The 21,486-nt window shown below is 70.9% G+C and carries 26 protein-coding genes and 1 tRNA gene; 20 read left to right on the top strand and 7 right to left on the bottom strand.

Translation table 11 applies throughout. The features are described from left to right. Window positions 1-130 precede the first annotated feature (130 nt). The 14 genes from J7495_RS08625 (at window position 131) to J7495_RS08690 (ending at window position 10,352) form a co-directional block, all read left to right on the top strand. Window positions 131-253: a hypothetical protein gene (locus tag J7495_RS08625; protein ID WP_294056076.1), complete on the top strand. Its 123-nt coding sequence runs from the start codon at window positions 131-133 to the stop codon at window positions 251-253. 56 nt (window positions 254-309) lie between these two features. Continuing rightward, window positions 310-864, top strand: coding sequence for a hypothetical protein (locus J7495_RS08630; protein WP_294056077.1), 555 nt, complete (start codon window positions 310-312; stop codon window positions 862-864). Then, window positions 861-1,058, top strand: coding sequence for a hypothetical protein (locus tag J7495_RS08635; protein WP_294056078.1), 198 nt, complete (start codon window positions 861-863; stop codon window positions 1,056-1,058). Before J7495_RS08630 ends, J7495_RS08635 begins: the two co-directional genes overlap by 4 nt. Next, complete coding sequence (locus tag J7495_RS08640) at window positions 1,055-1,453, top strand: DUF3168 domain-containing protein (RefSeq protein WP_294056079.1); 399 nt, start codon at window positions 1,055-1,057, stop codon at window positions 1,451-1,453. Before J7495_RS08635 ends, J7495_RS08640 begins: the two co-directional genes overlap by 4 nt. Before the next feature lie 12 nt (window positions 1,454-1,465). Next, window positions 1,466-1,873 (top strand): phage major tail protein, TP901-1 family, encoded by a 408-nt coding sequence (locus J7495_RS08645; protein ID WP_294056080.1) that lies wholly within the window; start codon window positions 1,466-1,468, stop codon window positions 1,871-1,873. Continuing rightward, window positions 1,870-2,178, top strand: a complete 309-nt coding sequence (locus J7495_RS08650; protein WP_294056081.1) for a gene transfer agent family protein — start codon at window positions 1,870-1,872, stop codon at window positions 2,176-2,178. Before J7495_RS08645 ends, J7495_RS08650 begins: the two co-directional genes overlap by 4 nt. Beyond that, window positions 2,178-2,369, top strand: coding sequence for a phage tail assembly chaperone (locus J7495_RS08655; RefSeq protein ID WP_294056296.1), 192 nt, complete (start codon window positions 2,178-2,180; stop codon window positions 2,367-2,369). The genes J7495_RS08650 and J7495_RS08655 overlap by 1 nt, the downstream gene beginning before the upstream one ends. Next, window positions 2,362-2,949 (top strand): tail tape measure protein, encoded by a 588-nt coding sequence (locus tag J7495_RS08660; RefSeq protein ID WP_294056082.1) that lies wholly within the window; start codon window positions 2,362-2,364, stop codon window positions 2,947-2,949. The genes J7495_RS08655 and J7495_RS08660 overlap by 8 nt, the downstream gene beginning before the upstream one ends. Then, a complete protein-coding gene (locus J7495_RS08665; RefSeq protein WP_294056083.1) occupies window positions 2,949-5,225 on the top strand; it encodes a DUF2460 domain-containing protein in 2,277 nt (758 codons plus the stop codon). The genes J7495_RS08660 and J7495_RS08665 overlap by 1 nt, the downstream gene beginning before the upstream one ends. Further along, window positions 5,222-6,031, top strand: a complete 810-nt coding sequence (locus J7495_RS08670; protein WP_294056084.1) for a DUF2163 domain-containing protein — start codon at window positions 5,222-5,224, stop codon at window positions 6,029-6,031. The genes J7495_RS08665 and J7495_RS08670 overlap by 4 nt, the downstream gene beginning before the upstream one ends. Then, window positions 6,028-6,426 (top strand): peptidoglycan endopeptidase, encoded by a 399-nt coding sequence (locus J7495_RS08675; protein ID WP_294056085.1) that lies wholly within the window; start codon window positions 6,028-6,030, stop codon window positions 6,424-6,426. Before J7495_RS08670 ends, J7495_RS08675 begins: the two co-directional genes overlap by 4 nt. A 1-nt stretch (window position 6,427) precedes the next feature. Then, window positions 6,428-8,599 carry a phage tail protein gene (locus tag J7495_RS08680; RefSeq protein WP_294056086.1) on the top strand — a complete coding sequence of 724 codons (2,172 nt, stop codon included), beginning with the start codon at window positions 6,428-6,430 and terminating at the stop codon, window positions 8,597-8,599. Between the two features lies 1 nt (window position 8,600). Further along, entirely contained in the window at window positions 8,601-9,104 is a 504-nt protein-coding gene (locus J7495_RS08685) for a DUF2793 domain-containing protein (RefSeq protein WP_294056087.1), read from the top strand. A gap of 108 nt (window positions 9,105-9,212) precedes the next feature. After that, the gene (locus tag J7495_RS08690) at window positions 9,213-10,352 is read left to right on the top strand and encodes an OmpA family protein (protein WP_294056088.1); all 1,140 of its coding nucleotides are present in this window, start codon (window positions 9,213-9,215) and stop codon (window positions 10,350-10,352) included. Window positions 10,353-10,485: 133 nt separating this feature from the next. On the opposite strand, the gene J7495_RS08695 is transcribed toward J7495_RS08690, so the two are convergent. From J7495_RS08695 to J7495_RS08710, 4 genes are all read right to left on the bottom strand, one after another. Next, complete coding sequence (locus J7495_RS08695) at window positions 10,486-10,794, bottom strand: 1-deoxy-D-xylulose-5-phosphate synthase (protein WP_294056089.1); 309 nt, start codon at window positions 10,792-10,794, stop codon at window positions 10,486-10,488. A 62-nt stretch (window positions 10,795-10,856) separates the two neighbouring features. After that, the gene (locus tag J7495_RS08700; RefSeq protein ID WP_294056090.1) at window positions 10,857-11,306 is read right to left on the bottom strand and encodes a hypothetical protein; all 450 of its coding nucleotides are present in this window, start codon (window positions 11,304-11,306) and stop codon (window positions 10,857-10,859) included. A gap of 7 nt (window positions 11,307-11,313) precedes the next feature. Further along, on the bottom strand, window positions 11,314-11,661 hold the full coding sequence (locus tag J7495_RS08705) for a hypothetical protein (RefSeq protein WP_294056091.1): 348 nt from the start codon (window positions 11,659-11,661) through the stop codon (window positions 11,314-11,316). Then, window positions 11,658-12,410, bottom strand: coding sequence for a folate-binding protein (locus J7495_RS08710; RefSeq protein WP_294056092.1), 753 nt, complete (start codon window positions 12,408-12,410; stop codon window positions 11,658-11,660). Before J7495_RS08710 ends, J7495_RS08705 begins: the two co-directional genes overlap by 4 nt. Before the next feature lie 44 nt (window positions 12,411-12,454). Here J7495_RS08710 and J7495_RS08715 point away from each other — a divergent pair, with 44 nt between their 5' ends. The 3 genes from J7495_RS08715 (at window position 12,455) to J7495_RS08725 (ending at window position 16,114) form a co-directional block, all read left to right on the top strand. Further along, the gene (locus J7495_RS08715) at window positions 12,455-13,777 is read left to right on the top strand and encodes a dihydroorotase (RefSeq protein WP_294056093.1); all 1,323 of its coding nucleotides are present in this window, start codon (window positions 12,455-12,457) and stop codon (window positions 13,775-13,777) included. A 64-nt stretch (window positions 13,778-13,841) separates the two neighbouring features. Next, window positions 13,842-15,302 carry a P-loop NTPase fold protein gene (locus tag J7495_RS08720; RefSeq protein ID WP_294056094.1) on the top strand — a complete coding sequence of 487 codons (1,461 nt, stop codon included), beginning with the start codon at window positions 13,842-13,844 and terminating at the stop codon, window positions 15,300-15,302. Between the two features lie 59 nt (window positions 15,303-15,361). Then, complete coding sequence (locus J7495_RS08725) at window positions 15,362-16,114, top strand: hypothetical protein (RefSeq protein WP_294056095.1); 753 nt, start codon at window positions 15,362-15,364, stop codon at window positions 16,112-16,114. On the opposite strand, the gene J7495_RS08730 is transcribed toward J7495_RS08725, so the two are convergent. Together J7495_RS08730 and J7495_RS08735 are read right to left on the bottom strand one after the other, a co-directional pair. Beyond that, window positions 16,080-16,358 carry a DUF1294 domain-containing protein gene (locus tag J7495_RS08730; protein ID WP_294056096.1) on the bottom strand — a complete coding sequence of 93 codons (279 nt, stop codon included), beginning with the start codon at window positions 16,356-16,358 and terminating at the stop codon, window positions 16,080-16,082. The two genes, J7495_RS08725 and J7495_RS08730, sit on opposite strands and share 35 nt — an antisense overlap. 63 nt (window positions 16,359-16,421) lie before the next feature. Beyond that, window positions 16,422-17,201, bottom strand: a complete 780-nt coding sequence (locus tag J7495_RS08735; RefSeq protein WP_294056097.1) for a DUF1134 domain-containing protein — start codon at window positions 17,199-17,201, stop codon at window positions 16,422-16,424. Window positions 17,202-17,398: 197 nt separating this feature from the next. Here J7495_RS08735 and J7495_RS08740 point away from each other — a divergent pair. From J7495_RS08740 to J7495_RS08750, 3 genes are all read left to right on the top strand, one after another. Continuing rightward, a tRNA-Ser gene (locus J7495_RS08740) sits at window positions 17,399-17,490 on the top strand. 138 nt (window positions 17,491-17,628) lie between these two features. After that, on the top strand, window positions 17,629-18,408 hold the full coding sequence (locus tag J7495_RS08745; protein ID WP_294056098.1) for a FadR/GntR family transcriptional regulator: 780 nt from the start codon (window positions 17,629-17,631) through the stop codon (window positions 18,406-18,408). A 133-nt stretch (window positions 18,409-18,541) separates the two neighbouring features. Then, complete coding sequence (locus J7495_RS08750; protein WP_294056099.1) at window positions 18,542-20,119, top strand: aldehyde dehydrogenase (NADP(+)); 1,578 nt, start codon at window positions 18,542-18,544, stop codon at window positions 20,117-20,119. A gap of 289 nt (window positions 20,120-20,408) precedes the next feature. Here J7495_RS08750 and J7495_RS08755 read toward each other — a convergent pair whose 3' ends face one another. Further along, on the bottom strand, window positions 20,409-21,449 hold the full coding sequence (locus J7495_RS08755; protein WP_294056100.1) for an aldose epimerase family protein: 1,041 nt from the start codon (window positions 21,447-21,449) through the stop codon (window positions 20,409-20,411). Between the last annotated feature and the right edge of the window lie 37 nt (window positions 21,450-21,486).

Below are 21,486 nucleotides of genomic sequence, written 5' to 3' on the forward strand. Positions count from 1 at the left end.
GCGGGTGGCGCGCCGGGCGGCGGCGGCGGCGGCGGGAGCGCGGCGGACACGGGCTTCACCAGCGGCACCGGCGGGGCCGGCGGGCGCGGCGAGGCGCGGCTGGTCTGGTACTTCGGCTGAGGAGGGGGCGATGGCAGTGTATCGAGTGGTGCAGGACGGCGACGTGGTCAACCGGATCGAATGGGACGGGGTGACGCCGTACGATCCGGGCGAGGGGCTGGTGCTCGAGGTGGAAGACGCTTCGGTCGACTGACGTTCCTTCCCCAGCAGGCTGGGGGAGGATCGGGGGCATTTCCAAAGGAGGAAACCATGGACGCACCGGCCTTTCCGGGTGCGGCGATCGCGGCTGCGCGTGAGGCGGCCAAGGCGTATCTGCGCATCGCCGGCGACAGTGAGGACGACCTGATCGACACGCTCGCGGCGAGCGCGCTGGGGCTGGGGGAAGCGTTCACCGGCTCGGCATGGATCGCGCGAGCGTGGGTGGATTTGCTGCCCGTCTCGGCGTGCTGGCAGCAGCTGGGCGTGGCGCCGGTGACGGCGATCACTGCCGTCGAGGGAGTGGCGGCCGATGGTGCGGCTGCGCTGCTCGCAGCGGACGGCTTTGCGATCGACATCGATGCCGAAGGGCAGGGCTGGGTGCGCGTGATGGTGCCGGGCGACGCGCGACGAGTCCGCGTGACGCTGGGCGCCGGGGCGGCGGCGGGCTGGGGCGACCTGCCGCCGCCCTTGCGCCAGGGCGCGGTGCTGCTCGTCGCGCATCTCTTCGAGCATCGCGACGCCGATGCCGCGCCGCCCGCGGCGGTGAGCGCGCTGTGGCGGCCGTTCCGGCGGCTGCGGCTCGCTGAAGGGGAGCATGCGGCATGATGGAGCGGCTTGAGGCGCGCGCCGAGGCGATCGGGCGCAGCGGCGTGGCGCGGGCGGTGGCGCGGCTGGTGGTCTTGCTGGGCGAGGCGCTGCCGGGCGCGGGGGTCGAGGCGGGCGAGGACCAGGTGGTCGTGCGTGGGCGCGGGCTGATCGAGGATCCGGCGCTGCGCTGGATCGCGGGGTGGTTCCGATGAGCGTGCAGGCGCTGCTCCAGGGCGCGGTGCAGGGGGCGCTCGCGGGGCATGCGCCGCTTGCCGAGGCGCTGACCGGCGTGTTCGACGCACCGCCGGTGCGGGCCGCGCGGCCCTATGCGCTGGTCGAGGAAGCGGTGCTCGTCGACTGGGGGACCAAGGACATGGCCGGGCGCGAGGGGCGGCTGGCGGTGTCGCTGTTCGACGGCGGCGAGCGGCCCGAGCGGCTGCGGGCGCTGGCGGGCGCGGTCGAGGATGCGCTGGCGGCGATGCCGGCCGAGCTGGGCGAGGGGTGGCGCGTGGTGACGCTGGGCTTCGTGCGCTCGAGGATCGTGCGCGATCGCGAGGGCTGGCGCGGGGTGAGCGAGTTTCAGGTGCGAATGCTCAAGGCGGGCTGACAGGAGGCGAAGATGGCAGCGGAGAAGGGGAGCGCGTTTCTGCTCAAGGTGGGGAATGGCGGGTCGCCGGTGGCCTATGCGACGATCGCCGGGCTCAGGACGACGCAGCTCGGCATCAACGGCGAAGCGGTGACGATCACCAGCAAGGATTCGGGCGGGTGGCGCGAGCTGCTGTCGGGCGCGGGGGTGCGGTCGGTCAGCGTGTCGGGCGCGGGGGTGTTCACCGGATCGGCGGCGGAGGCGCGGGTGAAGGCCAATGCGCTGTCGGGCGTGCTCGACGACTATCGGCTGACCTTCGAGAGCGGCGAGACGATGACCGGCAGGTTCCTGGTCACGCGGCTCGACTATGCGGGGGATTTCAACGGCGAGCGGACCTACACGCTGAGCCTCGAGAGCTCGGGCGCAGTGGTGAACGCGTGAGCGCGAACCCGGTGCGCGGCGAGGCGGAGATTCGGGTTCGCGGCGCCGTGCTGGTGCTGCGGCCGAGCTTCGCGGCGCTGGTCGCGGCGGAGCAGGAGATCGGGCCCTTGTTCGCGATGGTCGAGCGCGCGGCGGACGGCAGGCTGGGGCTGGGCGAGATGGTCGCGCTGTTCTGGCATTGCCTCGCCGAGCGGCCCGAGGGACTGACCCGCGAAGGCTTCGGCGAGGGCGTGGCGGCGGGCGGGCTCGCAGCGGCGACGCCGGCGCTCAAGGTGCTGGTCGGGCAGATCCTGGCGGGACGGTGATGCGGTTCGCGGAGCAGGCGCGGCGTCTCGCGGGGCTGGCGGGCGCGCTGTTCGGTTGGGCGCCCGACGACTTTTGGCGCGCGACGCCGGCGGAGCTGGGTGCGCTCGTCGACGCGCTGCGCGGCGAGGAAGGCGAGCCCGGCGATGCGGCGCTGGTGGCACGGCTCAAGGAGGCGTTTCCCGATGGATGAAGAGATCGAGCGGCTGGTGGTGAGCGTGCGCGCCGACACGCGCGGGTTCGCGAGCGACGTGGCCGAAATGCGGCGCGTGCTCGACGGGCCGCTGGCGGCGGGCGCCGAGCGCGCGGGGCAGGCGATCGACGCGGCGCTGTCGCGCGCGATTCGGACGGGCAAGTTCGGGTTCGAGGACCTGAAGCGCACGGTGCTGTCGGTGATGAACGAGATCGCCGCGGCGGCGCTCCAGGCGGGGCTGAGCTCGCTGGGGGTGCCGGGGCTGGGCGGCGGCAGCGGCGGCGGCGGCCTGGGGATGGGGCTGCTCGGTATCCTCTCGTCGCTGTTCGGCGGATCGCCAGGACGCGCGACCGGCGGGGCCGTGAGCCCCGGGCGGCCCTATTGGGTCGGCGAGCGCGGGCCCGAGCTGTTCGTGCCGGCGAGCGCGGGGCAAGTGGCGCCGGCGTCGGCGGCGGGCGCGCGCGAAGTGCGGGTGGCGATCACGGTCAACGCCGGCGCGGGCGAGGCACCGCGGGCGCTGGAGCAATCGAGCCGGCAGGTTGCGCGGGCCGTGAAGGCGGCGCTGGACGGCGTGGGCTGATGGGACATTGGCTGTGCGCTGCCCGAAGGGGGCAGGCGGAGGGCGTGGTGTCGCGCTTCGATCCGCGGTTCTGGACGGTGAACTTCCCGCGGCCGATGATGGCCTCGGTGGTGGCGACCGCGCCTGACGCACTGCGGGTGGATGCCGTGTTCTACCGGCAGGACGACTTGGCGGGGCTGATCTGGGAAGCCGAGGACCGCTGGGACCATCCGCTCTTGAGCTATGCGACGAGCCGGGACTTTCGCGGGTGCCGGCTGCGGTTTCGCTGGCGGTCCTCGGGCGTGATGGCGCTCGATGCGGTCAACGGCCCGGTGCTGACGATCGAGGGGCGCGACGCCGCGGGCGAGGCGCGGGCCTGGTATGTGCGGCTGTGGAACTACGCCGAGGGCGACGCCGAGGACGCGGCGGTGGCGATCGACTTCGCCGCGGTCGACGGCGGGTTCCTGCTGCCGGGCGAGGCCGATCCGGTGTGGGCGGGCGACGTCGACCGGATGTTCGTGTCGCTGGTGCCGCCGGGGTTCAGCGGCAGCGATGCCGCCCTGGATGCGCCGGTGGAGGGATGGGTCGAGCTGTCCGGGCTGGTGTGCGAGGGGCCGGGGGCGGTGCTCGCGATCGGCGACGCGGTGGTGCCCGAGCATGCGATCGGCATCGCGAACGGCTATGACGATTGCTATCACCTCACGCCAGCGCGCGTGCTGCGGAACGCGCTGCAGCTGGGGTATCGCGGGTCCCTCGTCCATTATGTGGGGATGAGCCATTATTTCCGGCTCGAGGCGGCCGGCGGAGGCTATTATGCGAGCCTCGCGGGGGGCGTGCTCAACGCGCCGTGCGCGGCATGGCATGCGGACTTTGCGGCGCGGGCGAAGGCGCTGGGCTATGGCGTGATCTGGTCGCTGAGCTTCGAGCTGCTCGACCGGCATTGCTGGAACGACTGGAAGCAGCGCGCGGCGGACGGGTCGCCGGCGCGGACGGGGTGGGAGCCGCCCTCCACATTGCTCTCGCCGGCGCATGGCGGGGCGATGGGGTATCTGCGGCAGGTGGCGGCGGCGTTCGTCGCGATCGCGCTGGCGGCGGGGCTCGAGGTGCGTTTCCAGGTCGGTGAGCCCTGGTGGTGGGTGATGGCCGACGGGCGGCTTTGCATCCACGACGCGGCGGCTTCGGCCGCGCTGGGCGGGCCGGGCGAGCAGAATTTGTTCGGGACGCCGGAGGCGGCGGTGCTCGAGGCGGCGGGGGAGCTGCTGGCGGCGGCGGTGCTGAGCCTGCGCGACGCGGTGCTCGATGCGGCGCCGGGGGCGGAGACCTTGTTGCTGCTCTACCTGCCGACCCTGCTCGATCCGCGGGCGCCCGAGGCTCGGCGGGCGAACATGCCCTTGGGGTTCGCGCGGCCGGCGTTCGATGTGCTCCAGCTCGAGGATTACGACTGGGCGGCGGCCGGCAACGTCGCGGCGAGCGAGGCCGGCGTGGCGGCGGCGGAGGCCCGGCTGGGCTATCCGGCAGCCGAGCAGCATTATTTCGCGGGGTTCGTGCTGCACCCCGGGGACCGCGGGCAATGGGCGGCGATCGATGCCGCGGCCGAGCTCGCGCGGCGGCGCGGCGTGGCGGCGAGCCTCGTCTGGGCGCTGCCCCAGGCGATCCGCGACGGCTTCGTCCATTTCGACCAGGAGAGCGACGTGACGCCTTTCGACGACGTGCTGTTCCCGATCGCGCTGGGGCGCGACGCGGAGGTCGCGCCCGAAGTTTCGACCGCGATCGTGACGAGCGCGGGCGGGCATGAGGCCAGGAACGCCGAATGGGCCGAGGCGCGGACCAGCTACGACGTTGGGCCGGGGGTGCGATCGGAAGCGGACATCGCCGCGCTGCTCGGCTTCTTCCGGGCGCGGATGGGGCCTGCGAGGGGGTTTCGGCTGCGCGATCCGTTCGACTTCAGCTCGGGCGGCGAGGCGCCGGGGGCCCGCGACCAGGCGATCGGAGTGGGGGACGGATCGGCCCGAAGCTTCGCGCTGGTGAAGCGGTACGGCGAGGTCGAACGGCGGATCACCAGACCGGTTGGCGGGAGCGTCCGCGTCGCGGTGGGTGGGTCCGAGACGTCGGGGTTCGTGCTGGGGGATGGCGGGGTGGTGACGCTCGATGCGGCGCCGGGCGATGGGATCGAGGTGACGGCGGGCTATCTGTTCGACGTACCCGTGCGGTTCGCCGAGGACCGGCTGAGCGTGAGCCGGGCGAGCTTCCTCGCCGGCGCGGCGGCGAGCGTGCCGCTGGTGGAGATCCGCGAGTGACCGCGTGGCTGGAGGGGCCGCTGACCACCGTCGCGCTGTGCTGGCGGGTCGAGCGGCGCGACGGCGTGGCGATCGGGCTGACCGCGCACGACCGCGACCTGGCGATCGACGGGCTCGTCTATCGCGCCGCGCCGGGGATGACGCCGAGCGCGATCACGCGGAGCGCCGACCTGGACGCGGGGACGATGGACGTCGCCGGCGCGCTGACTGCGAGCGCGATCAGCGAGGCGGACCTGCTCGCGGGGCGCTGGGACGGCGCGCGGGTGACGATCTTCGCGACCGACTGGACCGATCCGCGCGAGCAGGTGGTTCTGGGCGAAGGGACGATCGGGGCGGTCGAGACGCGCGGGGGCACGCTCACCGCCGAGCTGCGCGGCTTGGCGGCGGGGCTCGAGCGGCCGGTGGTCGAGGAGACTTCCGCCGAATGCCGGGCCGAACTGGGCGACGCGCGCTGTCGGGTGGCGATGGCGGGACGGCGGCGCTTTGCGAGGGTGATGGCGGTGGACGGCGCGGTGCTGACGCTCGACGCCGAGGAGAGCGTGGCGAACGGCCAAGGCGGGGGGCGGCTGCGCTGGTTTTCGGGGGCGAATTCGGGGCTCGAGGATGCGATTGCGCGGTCCCAGGGGAGCGAGGTGACGCTGCGGCGGCCACCGCGGTTCGATGGCGAGGGCGCGCTCGTCGAGCTGATCGAGGGGTGCGACAAGCGCCTGGCGACGTGCGCGGGACGGTTCGGCAATGCGCTCAACTTCCGCGGCGAACCCTATCTGCCGGGGATCGACCTGCTGACGCGCTATCCGGGCGGATGAGCGGCGAACGCGCGCTCGCGGCGGCGCGCACGGTCGTGGGCGCACGGTTCCGCCTGCACGGGCGCGAGAGGGCGAGCGGGCTCGACTGCGTCGGGCTCGCAGCGCTGGCGCTCAGGGCGGAGGGGTTCGAGGGCGTGGTGCCGAGCGGCTATGCGCTGCGGCAGGGCGATGCCGAGGCGGTTTGCGCGGCGCTGGCGTCGGCGGGGCTGACGCGCGTCGAGACGGCGCGGGCGGGGGATCTGCTGCTGCTGCGCGTCGGCGCCGGGCAGCTTCACCTCGCGATCGATAGCGGCGACGGGATCGTCCACGCCGACGCGATGCTGCGACGCGTGGTCGAGCGGCCGGGGGTGCCGCCCTGGCCCCTGGTTTCGTGCTGGCGTTTTGAGGGAGGCTGAGATGGCGACCTTGGTGCTCACCGTCGTCGGCGGGGTGGTCGGCGGCCCGCCGGGGGCGATGATCGGCGCGCAGATCGGCAATTTCATCGACCGCGAAGTGCTGTTCAAGCCCAAGGGGCGCGACGGCCCGCGGCTGACCGAGCTGGGGGTGCAAACCTCGTCCTACGGCACGCAGATCCCGAAGCTGTTCGGGACGATGCGCGTCGCGGGATCGGTGATCTGGTCGACCGACCTGATCGAGCACCGCAGCAAGTCGGGCGGCAAGGGGCAGCCGACGACGACGAGCTATTCCTATACCGCGTCGTTCGCGGTGGCGCTTTCGGCGCGGGCGATCCTGGGCGTGGGTCGGATCTGGGCCGACGGCAAGCTGCTGCGCGGCAGCGCGGGCGACTTCAAGACGCGGTGCGGCTTCCGTCTGCACCTGGGCGGCGAGGACCAGGCGGCGGATCCGCTGATCGCCTCCGCCGAGGGGGTGGGGATGGCGCCGGCGCATCGCGGGATCGCCTATGCGGTGTTCGAGGATCTCGAGCTCGGCGATTTCGGGAACCGCATCCCGTCGCTGACCTTCGAAGTGACCGCCGACGCGGATGCAGTGAGCGCGGGTTCGGTGCTGGCCGAGATCGGCGGGGGCGATCTGGCGAGCGAGGACGGCTCGCAGCCGCTCGGCGGCTTCGCGGCGAGCGGCGCGAGCGTGCGCGCGGTTGCGGAGACGCTGGCGGGGGCGGATTGCGGCTGGTTCGGGCTCGAGGATCGCGCGCTGGTGCTGCGGCGCGGGAGCGGCGACGGCATCGCGCTGGCGGATCTGGGGATGCGCGCGGCGGGCAGGACGGGGGCAGTGGGGAGTCGCTCGATCGCGGCGGTCGACGCGATCCCGCGGTCGCTGACGCTCGCGCATTACGACCCGGCGCGCGACTATCAGACGGGCGTGCAGCGTGCCGCGCGGCCGGGGCCGGGGATCCGCGAGGCGCGGCTCGAGCTGCCCGCGGCGATCGATGCGAGCGGCGCAAAGACGATCGCCGAGACGGCACTGGCGCGGCTCGATATCGAACGCGAGCGGCGGAGCCTCGCGCTCGGCTGGGACGCGATCGGGATCGTGCCGGGCGCGCGCGTGACGATCGCGGGCGCGCCGGGGGTGTGGCGGGTCGACCGCTGGTCGCTCGAGGCGATGGTGGTGGCGCTCGACTGCGTGGCGGTGGCGCCGGCGACGATGGCGGCGGACGCGAGCGGCGGGCGCGTGCTGCCCGCGCCCGATCTGGCGTTGGGCGAGACGCGGGTGGCGGCGTTCGAGCTGATGCCGCTCGACGGCAGCCTGGCGAGCGCACCCCGGCTCGCGGTGGCGACGGCGGGAACCGGATCGGGATGGCGCAGCGCTGCGCTGCTCACCAGCATGGATGGCGCGAGCTGGTCTCCCGCGGGCGTGAGCGCGCTGCCGGCGGTGATGGGGCACATCGTCGTGGCGCCGGGGGCGGCAAGGTCGGGGCTTGCCGATCTGGCGGGGTCGGTCGAAGTCGAGCTGCTGCACGAGGGGATGGTGCTGGGCGACGCCGACGATGCGGCGCTCGACGCGGGCGTGAACCTGGCGATGGCGGGCGAAGAGCTGCTCCAGTTCGGCCGGGCAGAGCCGCTCGGGGGAAATCGCTGGCGGCTGAGCCGCTTGTGGCGCGGGCGGCGCGGAACCGAGGCAGCGGCGGGGCTGCAGGCCGAGGGCGACCGGTTCGTGCTGGTCGAGGCCGATGCGGTGGCGGCGATCGAGCTCGCGGAGTCCGCGCTGGGCGGGACCGTCTCGGTGCAGGCGCAGGGCAGCGGCGACAGCGGGAGCGACGCGGCGAGCGCTTCGGTGTCCGGACGGTCGGTGGTGCCGCCTTCGCCGGTGCATCTCGCGGCCGAACGCCTCGAGGGCGGCGGCACCGCGGTGCGGTGGGTGCGGCGCAGCAGGATCGGGTGGCGCTGGACCGACGGCGCCGACGTGCCGCTGGGCGAGGAACGCGAGGCATGGCGCGTGACGATCATGCCCGAGGGTGGGGTGGCGCGGACCGAGGCGGTCGCCGAGCCGCTGGTGACGCTGAGCGCGGCGGATCGCGCGGGAGCGTGCGCCGTGAGCGTGTGCCAGGCGGGCTCGCACGGGCTTTCGCTGCCCGCGGTGCTGATGCTCGAATCGCTGGAAGGAGCCTGACATGACCGGATCTTCGACCGACCGCCTGGCGCTGCCGCTGCTCGAGCCGGGGCAGGCGCAGAAGGAAATGTTCCATAACGAAGCGCTGGTCCGGCTCGACGCCGCGGTGCAGGCGTGCGCCGTCGCCGGGGGGCTCGACGCGCCGCCCGCGGATCCCGCGGCCGGGCAGTGCTGGATCGTCGGCGCCTCGCCGAGCGGCGCCTGGAGCGGGCACGCCGGCGCGCTCGCGTGCTGGACCCTCTCGGGCTGGCGGTTCGTCGCGGCGGCGGAGGGGATGCGCGCCTGGATCGCGGATCCCGCGGGCTTCGCGCTGCATTCGGGCGGCGAATGGCGATTCGGCGAGGCGCACGGGCGGCTGATCGTCGAGGGGGTGCAGGTGGTGGGCCCGCAGGCCGCAGCGATCGGGAACCCTTCGGGCGGTTCGGTCGTCGATGCGGAAGCGCGATCGACGATCGCGCAAATCCTTGCTGCGATGCGGGAACATGGGCTTGTCGATCCCGGCTAACCTGTGACGAACGTGCAACAGTCCCCGGATTTGTTCGCTTGCGCCGAAACCTTCCTTTCGGTAGGGAGTTTGCGCTGTCCGTAGTGACAACCAAGAAAGGGGATTAAGATGCGGAAGCTTGCCGTCATACTGGCACTTGCGACGACCGCGCTCAGCACGCCCGCTCTCGCCCGCGACGATGCGTGGTACGTGGGTGTCGAAGGCGGCGCGATGCTCGTCGAGGATATCCAGTTCGACATCGGAACCACGCCGCGCGCGGCGAACATCGACCACAAGGCCGGCTGGGACGTCGATGCGTCGGTCGGTTACGACTTCGGCGCTTTCCGCGCGGAAGCCGAGGTCGGCTATCGCGAGGCTTCGATCTCCAGCTTCAGCTCGGGCTTGAACACGCCGGTCCTGAACTCGAGCGGTGCGCTCAGCGGCGCGCTGCCGGGTACCTTCAACTATGCCGGCGGCAGCTCGAGCGCGCTCAGCTTCATGGTCAACGGCATGCTCGACTTCGGTGACGACGACGTCCTCAGCGGCTTCGTCGGCGGCGGTGCGGGTATCGCCCGCGTCAAGGAGAACCTCGAGCTGAATACCTATGGCTCGACGCTCGACGACAGCAAGAGCGTCTTCGCCTGGCAGGCGTTCGCGGGTGTCCGCGCGCCGCTGACCAGCACGATCGACGTTTCGCTGAAGTACCGCTTCTTCAACGCCACCGGCGTCGACCTGGTCGACATCGCGGGCCGGACCTGGAGCGGCCGCTTCCGTTCGCACTCGATCCTGGGTGGCCTGACCTTCAACTTCGGCGCGCCGCCGCCGCCTCCGCCGGTTGCCCCGCCGCCGCCGCCGCCGGCTCCGACGCCCACCTGGACGCCGACTCCCGAGCCGACGCCCACGCCGGAAGTGGTGCAGTGCACGCCTGGGCCGTACATCGTGTTCTTCGACTGGGACAAGTCGGACATCACGGCGGAAGCTTCGAGCATCCTCGACAACGCCATCAGCAACTACAAGGACTGCGGCAACGCCCAGGTCATGCTGGCTGGCCACGCCGACCGTTCGGGTTCGGCGAGCTACAACGTCGGCCTGTCGCAGCGCCGTGCGGATGCGGTGAAGGCGTATATGAGCGCCCGCGGCATTCCGGACAGCGTGATCTCGACCGAGGCCTTCGGCGAGAGCAAGCCGCGCGTCGCGACCGCCGACGGCGTCCGCGAGCTCCAGAACCGCCGCGTGGAGATCACTTACGGTCCGGGTTCGGGCCAGTAAGCCACGCCGGTCCGAAAGGGCTGACACGAATTGGGGAGGTCGGGAAACCGGCCTCCCTTTTTCGTTTTTTGGGGTTGTGGCGATCGGGCTGTCGCGGCGGCGTTGTTCCGGCCGGCCGGGCCCGGCGCCGGACTCAGCCGCCGCGGATATCCCTCCAATATTCCGCTTGTACGTCGGGATCGATTTCGACCGGCCTGGTGCTTCGCTCATGGAGTCGGTCGCGGCCGTCCTTGCGTGGGCCCGAGATCCAGACGTGCGCGCCGGTCTCGACGTCGAAATAATTCGCCTTGAAGCCCTGGCCGCCGAGCCGCTGGTAGATGCGGCCGGCATAGTGGAGCGACTGGCCGGTTCTCGAAAAGGCGACGCGCCCGGTGCGCGCGGGGCCGTTGAGCCCCTCGCTCTTGTCTTCGATATACATGATGCGAGTTTTCTTCGCGCTCATCCTATGGGCCTTTCGGCGCGGGTCCTGGCCATCTTCCAGCCGGCAACCATCACGCGCGCCGATCAAGGTGCGAATTCGCCGAGGCAATGATCGAGCCCGGCCAGTTCTTCCTCGATGATCGCGCCGATCATCGACCAGTCGCCGCCGGCGAGCCCCGCGGCGATCCCGGGATAGCCGATCCGTGCCCCGCTGAACTCGCGCGCCACCGCACGCATCGCCACGCGGATCGCCGCATCGTCCGCCTTCACGCCCGGACCGCGCCAGTCGAACTGAGTACAGGCGTTGACGAGCGTGAACCGCTTTCCATCGCGCCCGGACCGCGCCACCGAATAGTCGCCAGACTTTTCGCGCGAGCTCCTTTCGGTCGCGCAATCGGCGGCATGGGCTTCGGGAACTTGCCGGCGGATCGCCAGCGCGATGCCCTTGCCTACGGTGCAGTGGCAGCCGTGGACGATCACGTCGAACCCGCCCTTGCGGGCGAACGCGAGCAGGTCTCCGGCGATCGTCCGCATGCGCCGCTCAGCCGAATTCGTGCGTGACTTCGATCGTCCCTACGATCGCGGCGTTGAACGAATCGAGATCCTCGGCCGGAATCCAATATTCGCGGTGCGCGCGGCCGCCAGCCTCCTCCACCGGATAGCGCGCGAGGAAATCGGCGCGGACTTCGAAGCGCGTGACATAGCCCGCGCCGCTGTCGCGGACGTTCCAGTCGCGCGCGATCTTCACGGCATACTCCTCGGTCACGACCGGATAGAAGATCGGCTGCCCGGGCAGTCGCGAGGGGAAGGCGCGCATGCCCGCGTCGCGGATCAGCGCGAGCTCCTCCGGGCCGACCGGGCGCCAGAGCGTGACGGTCTCGAGCGTCATTCGGCCGCGCCTTCCACCGGCGCCGCCAGCGCGTCCGCCAGCCAGACCGGCACGAGCGCATCGCCCAGATCCTCAACCCGCCGCAGCTCGACCATCAGGCCGAGCCCGGGCCAGATCGCGCGGGTGCGGTCGCCCGGATCGGCGAGCGGAGCGACGACGAGGCGGCGGTTGACCTTGGCGCGATAATGCATCCGCGCGGTATTCTCCTGGCCGATGTAGCAGCCCTTGGCGTAGCTCACGCCATGAAGCTCGGCGGCGTTGCATTCGAGCCAGAGCGTCCTGTCCTGGCCGAGCTCGGCGGCGCCCTCGGTCACGCCGAGCGACAGGCGATGCGCGCGCCAGGCGGCGTCGGCGGGCGTACTTCCGGCGTCCCCGAGCCAGCGGTGGCCGAGCTCGGCAAGGCGCGGATCGGGGACGCCCTCGCCGGAGTCGCGCGACCAATGGACGCTGCCTTCGATCGGCTCGATCGCGATCGGGCGACGCAGGCGATAGATCGACAGGCGCCGGGCGAGCGCCTCGCGCTGGTCAGCCTCGCAGTCGATCAGGATGGCGTCGCCGTCGTCCCAGAGGATGAAGTCGAACAGCGCCTTGCCCTGCGGGGTGAGCAGCCCGGCCCATTGCGGCTTGCCCGGCGCCACCGCGGCGAGATCCTGCGTCACCAGGCCCTGGAGGAAGCCGCGGACGTCCTCGCCGCCGACGCGAAGCAACGCACGGTCGGAAAGCCGGGTCGCTGGGGTGGTATCGCTCATGCCTGCAAGGTAGGAGGCCTGAAACTCAGGCGAAAGAGGCTGCCATGATCGTCGATCTGAAGCTCACGGGCGGGCGCGTGCATTTGCCGGGCGGACCGGTGGAAGCGGATGTCGGCGTCAGCGGCGGCAGGATCGTCGCGATCGGCGGCGTGGGCGACGCGGGCGAGACGATCGACTGCGCCGGGCTCGACGTGCTGCCGGGCGTGATCGACAGCCAGGTCCATTTCCGCGAGCCCGGGCTCGAGCAGAAGGAGGACCTCGAGAGCGGCAGCCGCGCGGCGGTGCTCGGCGGGGTGACCGCGGTGTTCGAGATGCCGAACACCAAGCCCAACACCGACAGCGCCGACGCGATCGCCGACAAGCTGGCGCGCGCGAAGGACCGGATGTGGTGCGACCACGCCTTCTACGTCGGCGCGACCAACCACAATGCCGCGAGCCTGGCCGAGCTCGAGCGGCTGCCGGGGACGGCGGGGGTGAAGATCTTCATGGGGGCGTCGACCGGCGACCTGCTCGTCTCGGACGACGCCAATCTGGCGCGGGTGCTGGCGTCGGGGCATCGCCGCGTCGCGATCCACGCCGAGGACGAGTTCCGCATGCAGGACCGGCTGGGCGAGCGCGTGGCGGGCGATCCGTCGTCGCACCCGGTGTGGCGCGACGACGAGAGCGCGATGCTGGCGACGCGGCGGATCCTGGGGCTGGCGCGCGCGGCGCGGCGGCGGATCCATGTGCTCCATGTGACGACGCCCGCGGAGCTGGAGCTGCTGGGGCAGAACAAGGACATCGCGACCTGCGAAGTCACCCCGCAGCATCTGACGCTGGCAGGCGAGGACGCCTATCCGCGGCTCGGCACCCATGCGCAGATGAACCCGCCGATCCGATCGGGCGCGCATCGCGACGGGCTGTGGCACTGGCTCAACCAGGGCGTGCCCGACGTGATCGGATCGGACCATGCGCCGCACACGCGCGAGGAGAAGGCGCAGGCCTATCCCGCATCGCCCAGTGGCATGCCGGGCGTGCAGACGCTGCTGCCGCTGATGCTCAACCACGTGGCGGAGGGGCGGACGACGCTGCAGCGGGTGATCGACATGACGAGCGCGGGGCCGCAGCGGATCTTCGGGATCGCCGGCAAGGGGCGGATCGCAGTCGGCTATGACGCCGACTTCACGGTGGTGGACCTGAAGGCGCGCTGGACGGTGGAGGAAGACTGGCTGGCATCGCGCTGCGGCTGGTCGCCGTTCACCGGGATGACGCTGACGGGGAGGCCGGTGGGGACGATCGTGCGCGGCAACCGGGTGATGTGGGAAGCCGAACTGGCGAACTCGGCGGTGGGGCGGCCGGTGCGGTTCGAGGCGGTGGAGTTCGGGTGAAGGCGCACCGATCGAACTAGCGAGCGGATTTACAGCCAGCGATCGTCATCGCTAAAGTTCCGGCATGGAAACGCTCGACGAAATCTGGGACGGCGACCTGCTCGGTCGCCGCGGCGAGGCCGAAGATCTTGTCGGCTTTCTTGAAAGCGTCACGGCGCGACCTTCGATCCGCGAAGATGGTCATGCCTATGTGCTCGCGGTCGACGCGAGCTATGGACAGGGGAAGACCTTCTTCCTGCGCCGTCTGGCGCGCCACATGGCCGCGACCGAGCACGCCGTGGCGTTCGTCGATGCCTGGGTGGACGACCTGGAAGACGAGCCGATGGTCGCGCTGGCCGCGACGCTGGAGACGGCGCTCGAACCCTGGATCGAGAAGGATCGCGACGTTGCGGAGGGCCTCGCGCGATTTCGCGCCAAGGCGGGTCGCGTCGCCAAGATCGTCGGAACCGGCCTGCTCAAGCGTGGTGTGGGCTTCCTGATAACCCAGGGCGCGGCCGAAGCGCTGGGCAGCGAGCTGGACAAGGCCGGCGAAGTGGCCAGGGACATCGACAAGGACGCGCTCAAGGGCGCGGGCGCCGGCATGGTCGACGATGCTGCCAAGGCGCTCGGCGAGATCGCCACGCCGAGCATGGAAGCGCGCATCCAGCGCTTTCGCGAGGGCCAGCAGGCGATCCGCGAGATGAAGGAAGGGCTCGGCGAGATCGTCGAGGCGCTGGTCGCCGCGGGCATGAAGCTGCCGGTGACGATCATCATCGACGAGCTCGACCGATGCCGGCCGACCTATGCCATCAAGCTGTTGGAGGAAGTGAAGCATCTGTTCGACGTGGCGGGGGTCGCGTTTGTGCTTGGGCTGCATGGCGAGCAACTGGCGCATTCGGTGACGGCGGCTTATGGGACTGGATTCGATGGAAATGCCTATCTTCGGCGCTTTTTCAGCCGGCGCTATGCGCTGCGGGATGCGCCGCTGAAGCCGCTGATCGACAAGCTCTTCCAGGATTTGGTCATCCCGACACAGCGATTAGTACATCCGCCGATCGTGTCGACCAGCAGTCTGGTTCCCGATTCCTATGATGCGAGCTCCTTCATCGCGGCCTATATGGATGCTTATGGCTTGAAGGCGCGCGATGCTTTCCAGCTCATGGAGATGCTTCAGACGAGTGCAGCATTGACCGCCTCGAACAAGTTGCTTCTAGTCTATCTGATACCGCTAATCATCGCCCATATGACGAACGTCTCGCTCCCGACGAGCGATCAAGCAGATCCAAAATGGCATGTCGCAATCGCGAGGACCAATAAATCACCGGCATTGTGGCATCCCGATAAACTGGCGGCTGAGATCGACAAAGCGAGGAGGTTGCATGATGAGGAGCTTGAAAACGTAAGTTCTTCACCAGCAAATTTGATCAATCCAATGATCGCGCGAATTCGCTCCAATCTGCCCGACGATTCCTACGCCAGACCGGAGAACTATCGGCGCTTGATCCAGACCGCCAAGCGGTTCACCTCTTCTGAAGGGGATGCCTAGAACCGCAGACGAGGTTACAATCCCGCCGCGCCGGTAATGACCCGGCGCGAGGAGGGGGCATGATGGCACCGGGAATCCGCGCCTATGGCGTCGCGGCGATTGCGCTGGGGGTGGTCGGGCTGGTGTGGGGCGATTTCGCCACGACCTGGCAGCCGGTGCCCGAGGATCTGCCCAACCGGATGGCGCTGGCCTATGCCGCGGCGTTCCTGCTGATCGCCTCAGGCGGGCTGCTCCAGCTCCAGCGCGCGCCGCGGACGATCGCGCTGATCCCCGCCGGCCTCTACGCCGCCTTTGCGGTGCTCTGGGCGATCCGGGTGGCGGGCTATCCGGCGATCTTCGGGACATGGCTGGGGCTGGCCGAGCAGCTCGCGCTGGTGATCGGCGGGGGTGCGGTGGTGGCGCTGCGGTCGGGCGGGGCGCGGCTGGCGCTGGCGTGCCGGCTGGGGTTCGGGGCCTGCCTCGTCGTGTTCGGGGTGGCGCATTGGATCTACGTCAAGGAGACCGCGGCGATGGTGCCCGGCTGGCTGCCACCGAGCGGGGAGGGCTGGGCGATCGCGACCGGCGCCTTTCATGCGCTTGCGGGGCTGGCGCTGCTTTCCGGTGTGCGGGCGCTGCTCGCGGCGCGGCTGGTGGTGGCGATGTTCGTCGGCTTCGGGCTGCTGGTGTGGCTGCCGCAGCTCGCGCCGTGGCCGGGGACGCACCTTGCATGGGGCGGCAATGCGATCAACCTGGCACTGGTCGGCGCGGCCTGGGCGGTCGCCGACATGATCCGCGCGATCAGGCCGGGAGCGGCGGCATCAGCAGGCCGATGATCGCGCCCGCCTGGATGACGGCGACGAGCATCAGATGGGTCGAGAAGGGCTGTTTGCGCGTCTTGTGGCGGAAGAGGTGGCGGCCGAGGAACGCGGCGGGGGTGCCGCCGATCAGCGCGAGGGTGAGGAGATCGGACTCGCGGACGCGGCGCCTGCCGGCGATCGCGCTGGCCTTGTCATGGCGCCAGACGAGGAGCGTCACCAGGTTGACGAGCGCGAGCGCGAGAAGAGCCAGGGGCAGCATCGGGCACCGATGCTAGCCGAGCCGGGTTGAGCGAAGGTTACGGAGCGCGAAAGGGATGCGTGCTCAGAAAGGCAGCCAGCGCTTCTTCTCGCTGAACTTCATATAGCCGGCGTTCACGCCGAGCCGCCAGCCGACGCCGAGCCGCACCGGGATCAGAACCACGCTGCCTCGGCGCAGGTAGCTCGCGGAGAAACCGCCGACGACATAGACGCGGCCTTCGGCCTGGGGGAAGCGCTTGTAGAGATCCTGGCTGTCGTAGAGATTGTAGACGAGCACGAACACCTTGGTGGCGTCGCCGCCGAGGTCGAAGCCGACCGACGGGCCGGTCCAATAGACCGGGCGCTCGCCCTCGACCTTGTGGAACATCTCGCCCGAGCCGTAGCGCAGGCCGACCACCACGGCGCCCGCGGCTTCGCGGCCGGCGATATAGGCGTTGGGCTCGCCCTGGTCGCGCAGGATGTTCTCGATGAGGCGCGCGACGTCGGCTGCGCCCTTGCCGAACACGCCCTCGGCGGCGGAGATCAGGTCGTCGCGCCCATAGGTGTTGCCGACATTGCGGCGCGCGCTGAGCCGGGCCTGGTCCTGCGGCGGCGCGGCAGGTGCCGGAGCGGCATAGGGATCGGCGGGGGCGGGCGCGGCATAGGGGTCCGACGGCGCCGGGGCCGAATAGGGATCCTGCGCCGGGACGGACTGCGGCTGAGATTGCGGCGGGGACGCGGGGTGCCGGCCCGAGAGGTCCGAATCGATGCCCGTATTGGGATCGATCGGCGTCACCTGCGCCTGCACGGGCGCAGCCGCACCCAGCAAAACCGCCGCCCAAAGCACCAGCGTCCGCGCGCGCATCTGCCCAAATCCCCTTACCATATGCTGCGGATCGCTATACCCGCCCGCCTGTCGCGGCAATGAACAGGCGACGACCCGAGTCGAATTCGCGCTCGGACGGTGGCGGATGGCGGGCGACCGGCTGGCAATTGGCACGCGGATCGCTGTTGATCGGGCGAAACTCGCCCGCTATAGCCGCGCGCTCGGGCCGTTCTTCCGGAGACGTGGGTGAGTGGCTGAAACCAGCGGTTTGCTAAACCGTCGTACCCTTAAGGGGGTACCCCGGGTTCGAATCCCGGCGTCTCCGCCAGCCTTCCCGGCCGACCTGCATCGCGCTCCGTAGCGCTTGGCACTGGCCCGCAGAAATCCTAGTCACTAGGATATGGATGAATGGACGGCTGCACCTCCTTCCGCGCCCGCCGGCGGCAAGCCTGAATTGCGCAGCCGCATGCGCATCGCCAGCGCCCGATCCAGCCAGGGAAAGCCGAGATCGCTTCGGCTCCACGGCACGGTCGCGCGCGAGCTCGGCATCCGCATCGTCTCGGGCCAGCTGGCGCCGGGCGCGCTGCTCGAAGGCGAGATCGAGGCGAGCGAACGGTTCAAGGTCTCGCGCACCGCATACCGCGAAGCGATCCGCATCCTCGCCGCCAAGGGCCTCGTCCAGTCGCGGCCGAAGATCGGCACGCAGGTCAGCCCGCGCAACGCCTGGCATCTCCTCGATCCCGACGTGCTCGGCTGGATGTTCGAAGCCGAGCCCGATCCCGAGCTGATCGAGCATCTCTTCGAGCTGCGCCGGATCGTCGAGCCCGATGCCGCGCGGCTGGCGGCAATGCGGCGCACCGAGGAGCAGCTGGTTCAGATGCAGAATGGGCTCAACGGCATGGCCGAGCACGGCTTCGCGACCGAGGCGGGGCGGCGGGCGGACCAGGAGTTCCACGCCGCGCTGCTCGATGCCTCGCACAATGATTTCGTGATCTCGCTGACCACCGGCGTCGCGACCGCGATCGCGCTCACCACCGCGTTCAAGCAGCGCCGGCTGCCGGCGCCGCGCGACGCGCTGCCCGAGCATGTCCGCGTCTACCAGGCAGTGGCGGCGGGCGATGCGCAGGGCGCGCACGACGCGATGGCGAGCCTGGTCGACCGCGGCCGCGCCGACACGCTCGAGGCGCGCCAGGCGCTCGGCGCGGCGAAGCGCGCGCGCGACGGGGGTGGCAAGGACACCAGATAAGGCGCCCCGGCCCGCGCTTCCGATCGCTTCTCGCGCGCGCGGACGGTTGAATGCCGGGCGGCCAGCGCCTAGATGGTGCGGGCAAATTGTTACCGCTAACTTTTCCGGCGAAACACTCAGGAGGAATGGGGCCATGGCGCTGACCGGCGAATTGTTCATTGCGTCGAAGCGCGTTGGGCGCGGCGAAGGGTTCAAGGCCGTCTCGCCCGCGACCGGCGCCGAGATCGAGCCGAGCTTCTCGGTCGCGACGCTCGACGATGTCGAGACTGCTTGCGCGGCGGCGGACGCTGCCTTCCCGATCTATTCGAACCTGCCGCGCGAGAAGCGCGCCGAGTTTCTCGAAGCGGCCGCCGAGGAGATCGAGGCGCTGGGCGACGCGCTGGTCGAGCGCGCGATGGCCGAGACCGGCTTGCCCCAGGCGCGCCTCACCGGCGAGCGCGGCCGCACCGCCAACCAGCTGCGGCTGTTCGCCAGGGAGCTGCGGCTCGGCGAATACCTCCGCGCGCGGGTCGACCATGCGATCCCCGATCGCGTGCCGGCGCCCAAGCCCGACCTGCGGCTGCGCATGGTGCCGGTGGGCCCGGTCACGGTGTTCGGCGCGTCGAACTTCCCGCTCGCCTTCTCGGTCGCCGGCGGCGACACCGCGAGCGCGCTCGCGGCGGGCTGCCCGGTGGTGGTCAAGGGCCATTCGGCGCACCCCGGCACCGCCGAGCTGGTTGCCGGCGCGGTCACCCGCGCCGCGGTCAGGACCGGCATGCCCGAGGGCGTGTTCAGCCTGATCAACGGCCCCGGCAATTCGGTGGGCCAGGCGCTCGTCACCGATCCGCGGATCAAGGCGGTGGGCTTCACCGGCTCGCGCGGCGGCGGCACCCAGCTGATGAAGCTCGCGGCGGCGCGGCCGGTGCCGATCCCCGTCTATGCCGAGATGAGCAGCATCAACCCGGTCTTCCTGCTGCCGGCCGCGCTCGAGGCGCGCGCCGAGGCGCTGGGCCCGGCGTTCGTCGGCTCGCTGACCATGGGGGCTGGGCAGTTCTGCACCAACCCCGGGCTGGTGCTCGCCGTTGAGGGTCCCGCGCTCGATCGCTTCCTGACCGCGGCGACCGATGCCGTGGGCGTGGCGCCGGCGCAGACGATGCTCACCCCCGGCATCCACAAGGCCTATGAGAGCGGCGTGGCCAAGCTCGCGTCGTCGCCGGCGCTCAGCCAGCTCGCGCAGGGCCAGGAGCCCGGCGGCCCGACCTGCGGCCAGGCGGCGCTCTTCTCGGTCTCGGCGAAGGACTTCCTCGCCGATGTCGCGCACTACAGCGAGGAAGTGTTCGGCGCGTCGAGCGTCGTGATCCGCTGCGCCGATGTCGAGGAGATGCTGTCGGTGATCCCGCAGCTCGAGGGCCAGCTGACCGCGACGGTGCATCTCGATCCGGCGGACTATGATCTCGCGCGCAAGCTGGTGCCGCTGCTCGAGACCAAGGTGGGCCGCATCCTCGCCAACGGCTGGCCGACCGGCGTGGAAGTGACCGACGCGATGGTCCATGGCGGGCCGTTCCCGTCGACCGCCGACGGGCGCAGCACCTCGGTGGGCACGCTGGCGATCGACCGCTTCCTGCGGCCGGTGAGCTACCAGGACCTGCCGGCCGAGCTGCTCCCGGTCGAGCTGAGCGACGCCGGCGCGGGCATCCCTCGGCGCGTGGACGGGAAGCCGGTGATCGGCTGATCGGGTTTTTGGGTTTGCATTGAAGAAGGCGCCGGGGCGGGAGTCCCGGCGCCTTTTCTTTGGCCCCATCCCTCTTCGATCGCCGTGCTGAGCTTCGGTGTGTCCTCAATTGAGAGGCGGATGGGGCCTCCAACCGTCATCCCGGCGAAAGCCGGGACCCAGGGTTACGGAAGTCGTCGCTCGCGGCCCTGGGTCCCGGCTTCCGCCGGGATGACGTCTGAGGGGGAGAAGGCCCGTTCCGCAATCGATGATGCCCTAGGTTCAGGGCGACGGATGGGGTGGAGGCGGGTCAGCCCCCGAACGCCTCCGCCACGCTCGCGGCCAGCCGGAAGCGGAACGCCATGTTGTGCTCGTAGATCTGGCCGGGGTCGAGGCGTGACGAGGGGAAGTTCGGCTTGTTTGGGCTGTCGGGGAATTTCTGGGGTTCGAGGCAGAAGCCGCCGCGCGCGGGGTAGGTGGCGCCCGAGGTGCCCTGGGCGCCCCCCGCCAGATGGTTGCCGGTGTAGAGCTGGACGCCGGGCTGGTCCGAATGGACTTCGAGGACGCGGCCGCTGGTCGGGTCCCAGGCGGTGGCGACGCGGCGGAGCGTGCCTGCAGGCGCGTCGAGCACGAAGTTGTGGTCGTAGCCGTGGCCGATCGCGATCGCGGGGTGGTCGGCGCCGATGTCGCGGCCGAGCTGCTTGGGGGTGCGGAAGTCCAGCGGGGAGCCTTCGACCGAGGCGAGCTCGCCGGTGGGTATCTGGCCGGGATCGGTGGGCGTGTAGCGGCTCGCAGGAATCTGGAGCCAATGGTCGAGGATCTGGCTGGCGCTCGCTTCGCCCTCGAGGTTGAAATAGGCGTGATGAGTAAGGTTCACCACCGTCGGCGCATCGGTCGCGGCGCGGAAGCGGATCGCGAGGCCGTCGCGCTCGAGCGTGTAGGTGACTTCGGCCTCGAGGTTGCCCGGGAAGCCGTTGTGGCCGGCGGGGCTCTGGTGGCTGTAGGTTGCCGAATGGCCGTCGTGCGCCTTCAGGTGCCAGAAGACCTGGTCGAACCCGCCGGGCCCCGAATGGAGGTTGTTCGCGCCGTTGTTGGCGGGGATGTGGAAGGCCTGGCCGTCGAGGGTAAAGGCCGCGCCGCCGATGCGGTTGGCGTAGCGGCCGGCGACCGCGCCGTAGAAGCGCGGGTGCGCCTGATATTCGGCGAGGTCGCGGTAGCCGAGGGTGACGTCGGCCGGCTTGCCGTCGCGGCCGGGGACGTCGAGGCGGCGCAGCGCCGCGCCGAGATTGAGCAATTGCGCCCGATAGGGACCGTTGGCGATCTCGATCGGGGTGATAACGTCTTCTTCCATCGGCCTCTCCCGTCAGCCCGGAACCGTTCTCCCCGCG

The organism is Sphingomonas sp., from assembly GCF_017745215.1.
Classification (GTDB): domain Bacteria; phylum Pseudomonadota; class Alphaproteobacteria; order Sphingomonadales; family Sphingomonadaceae; genus Sphingomonas.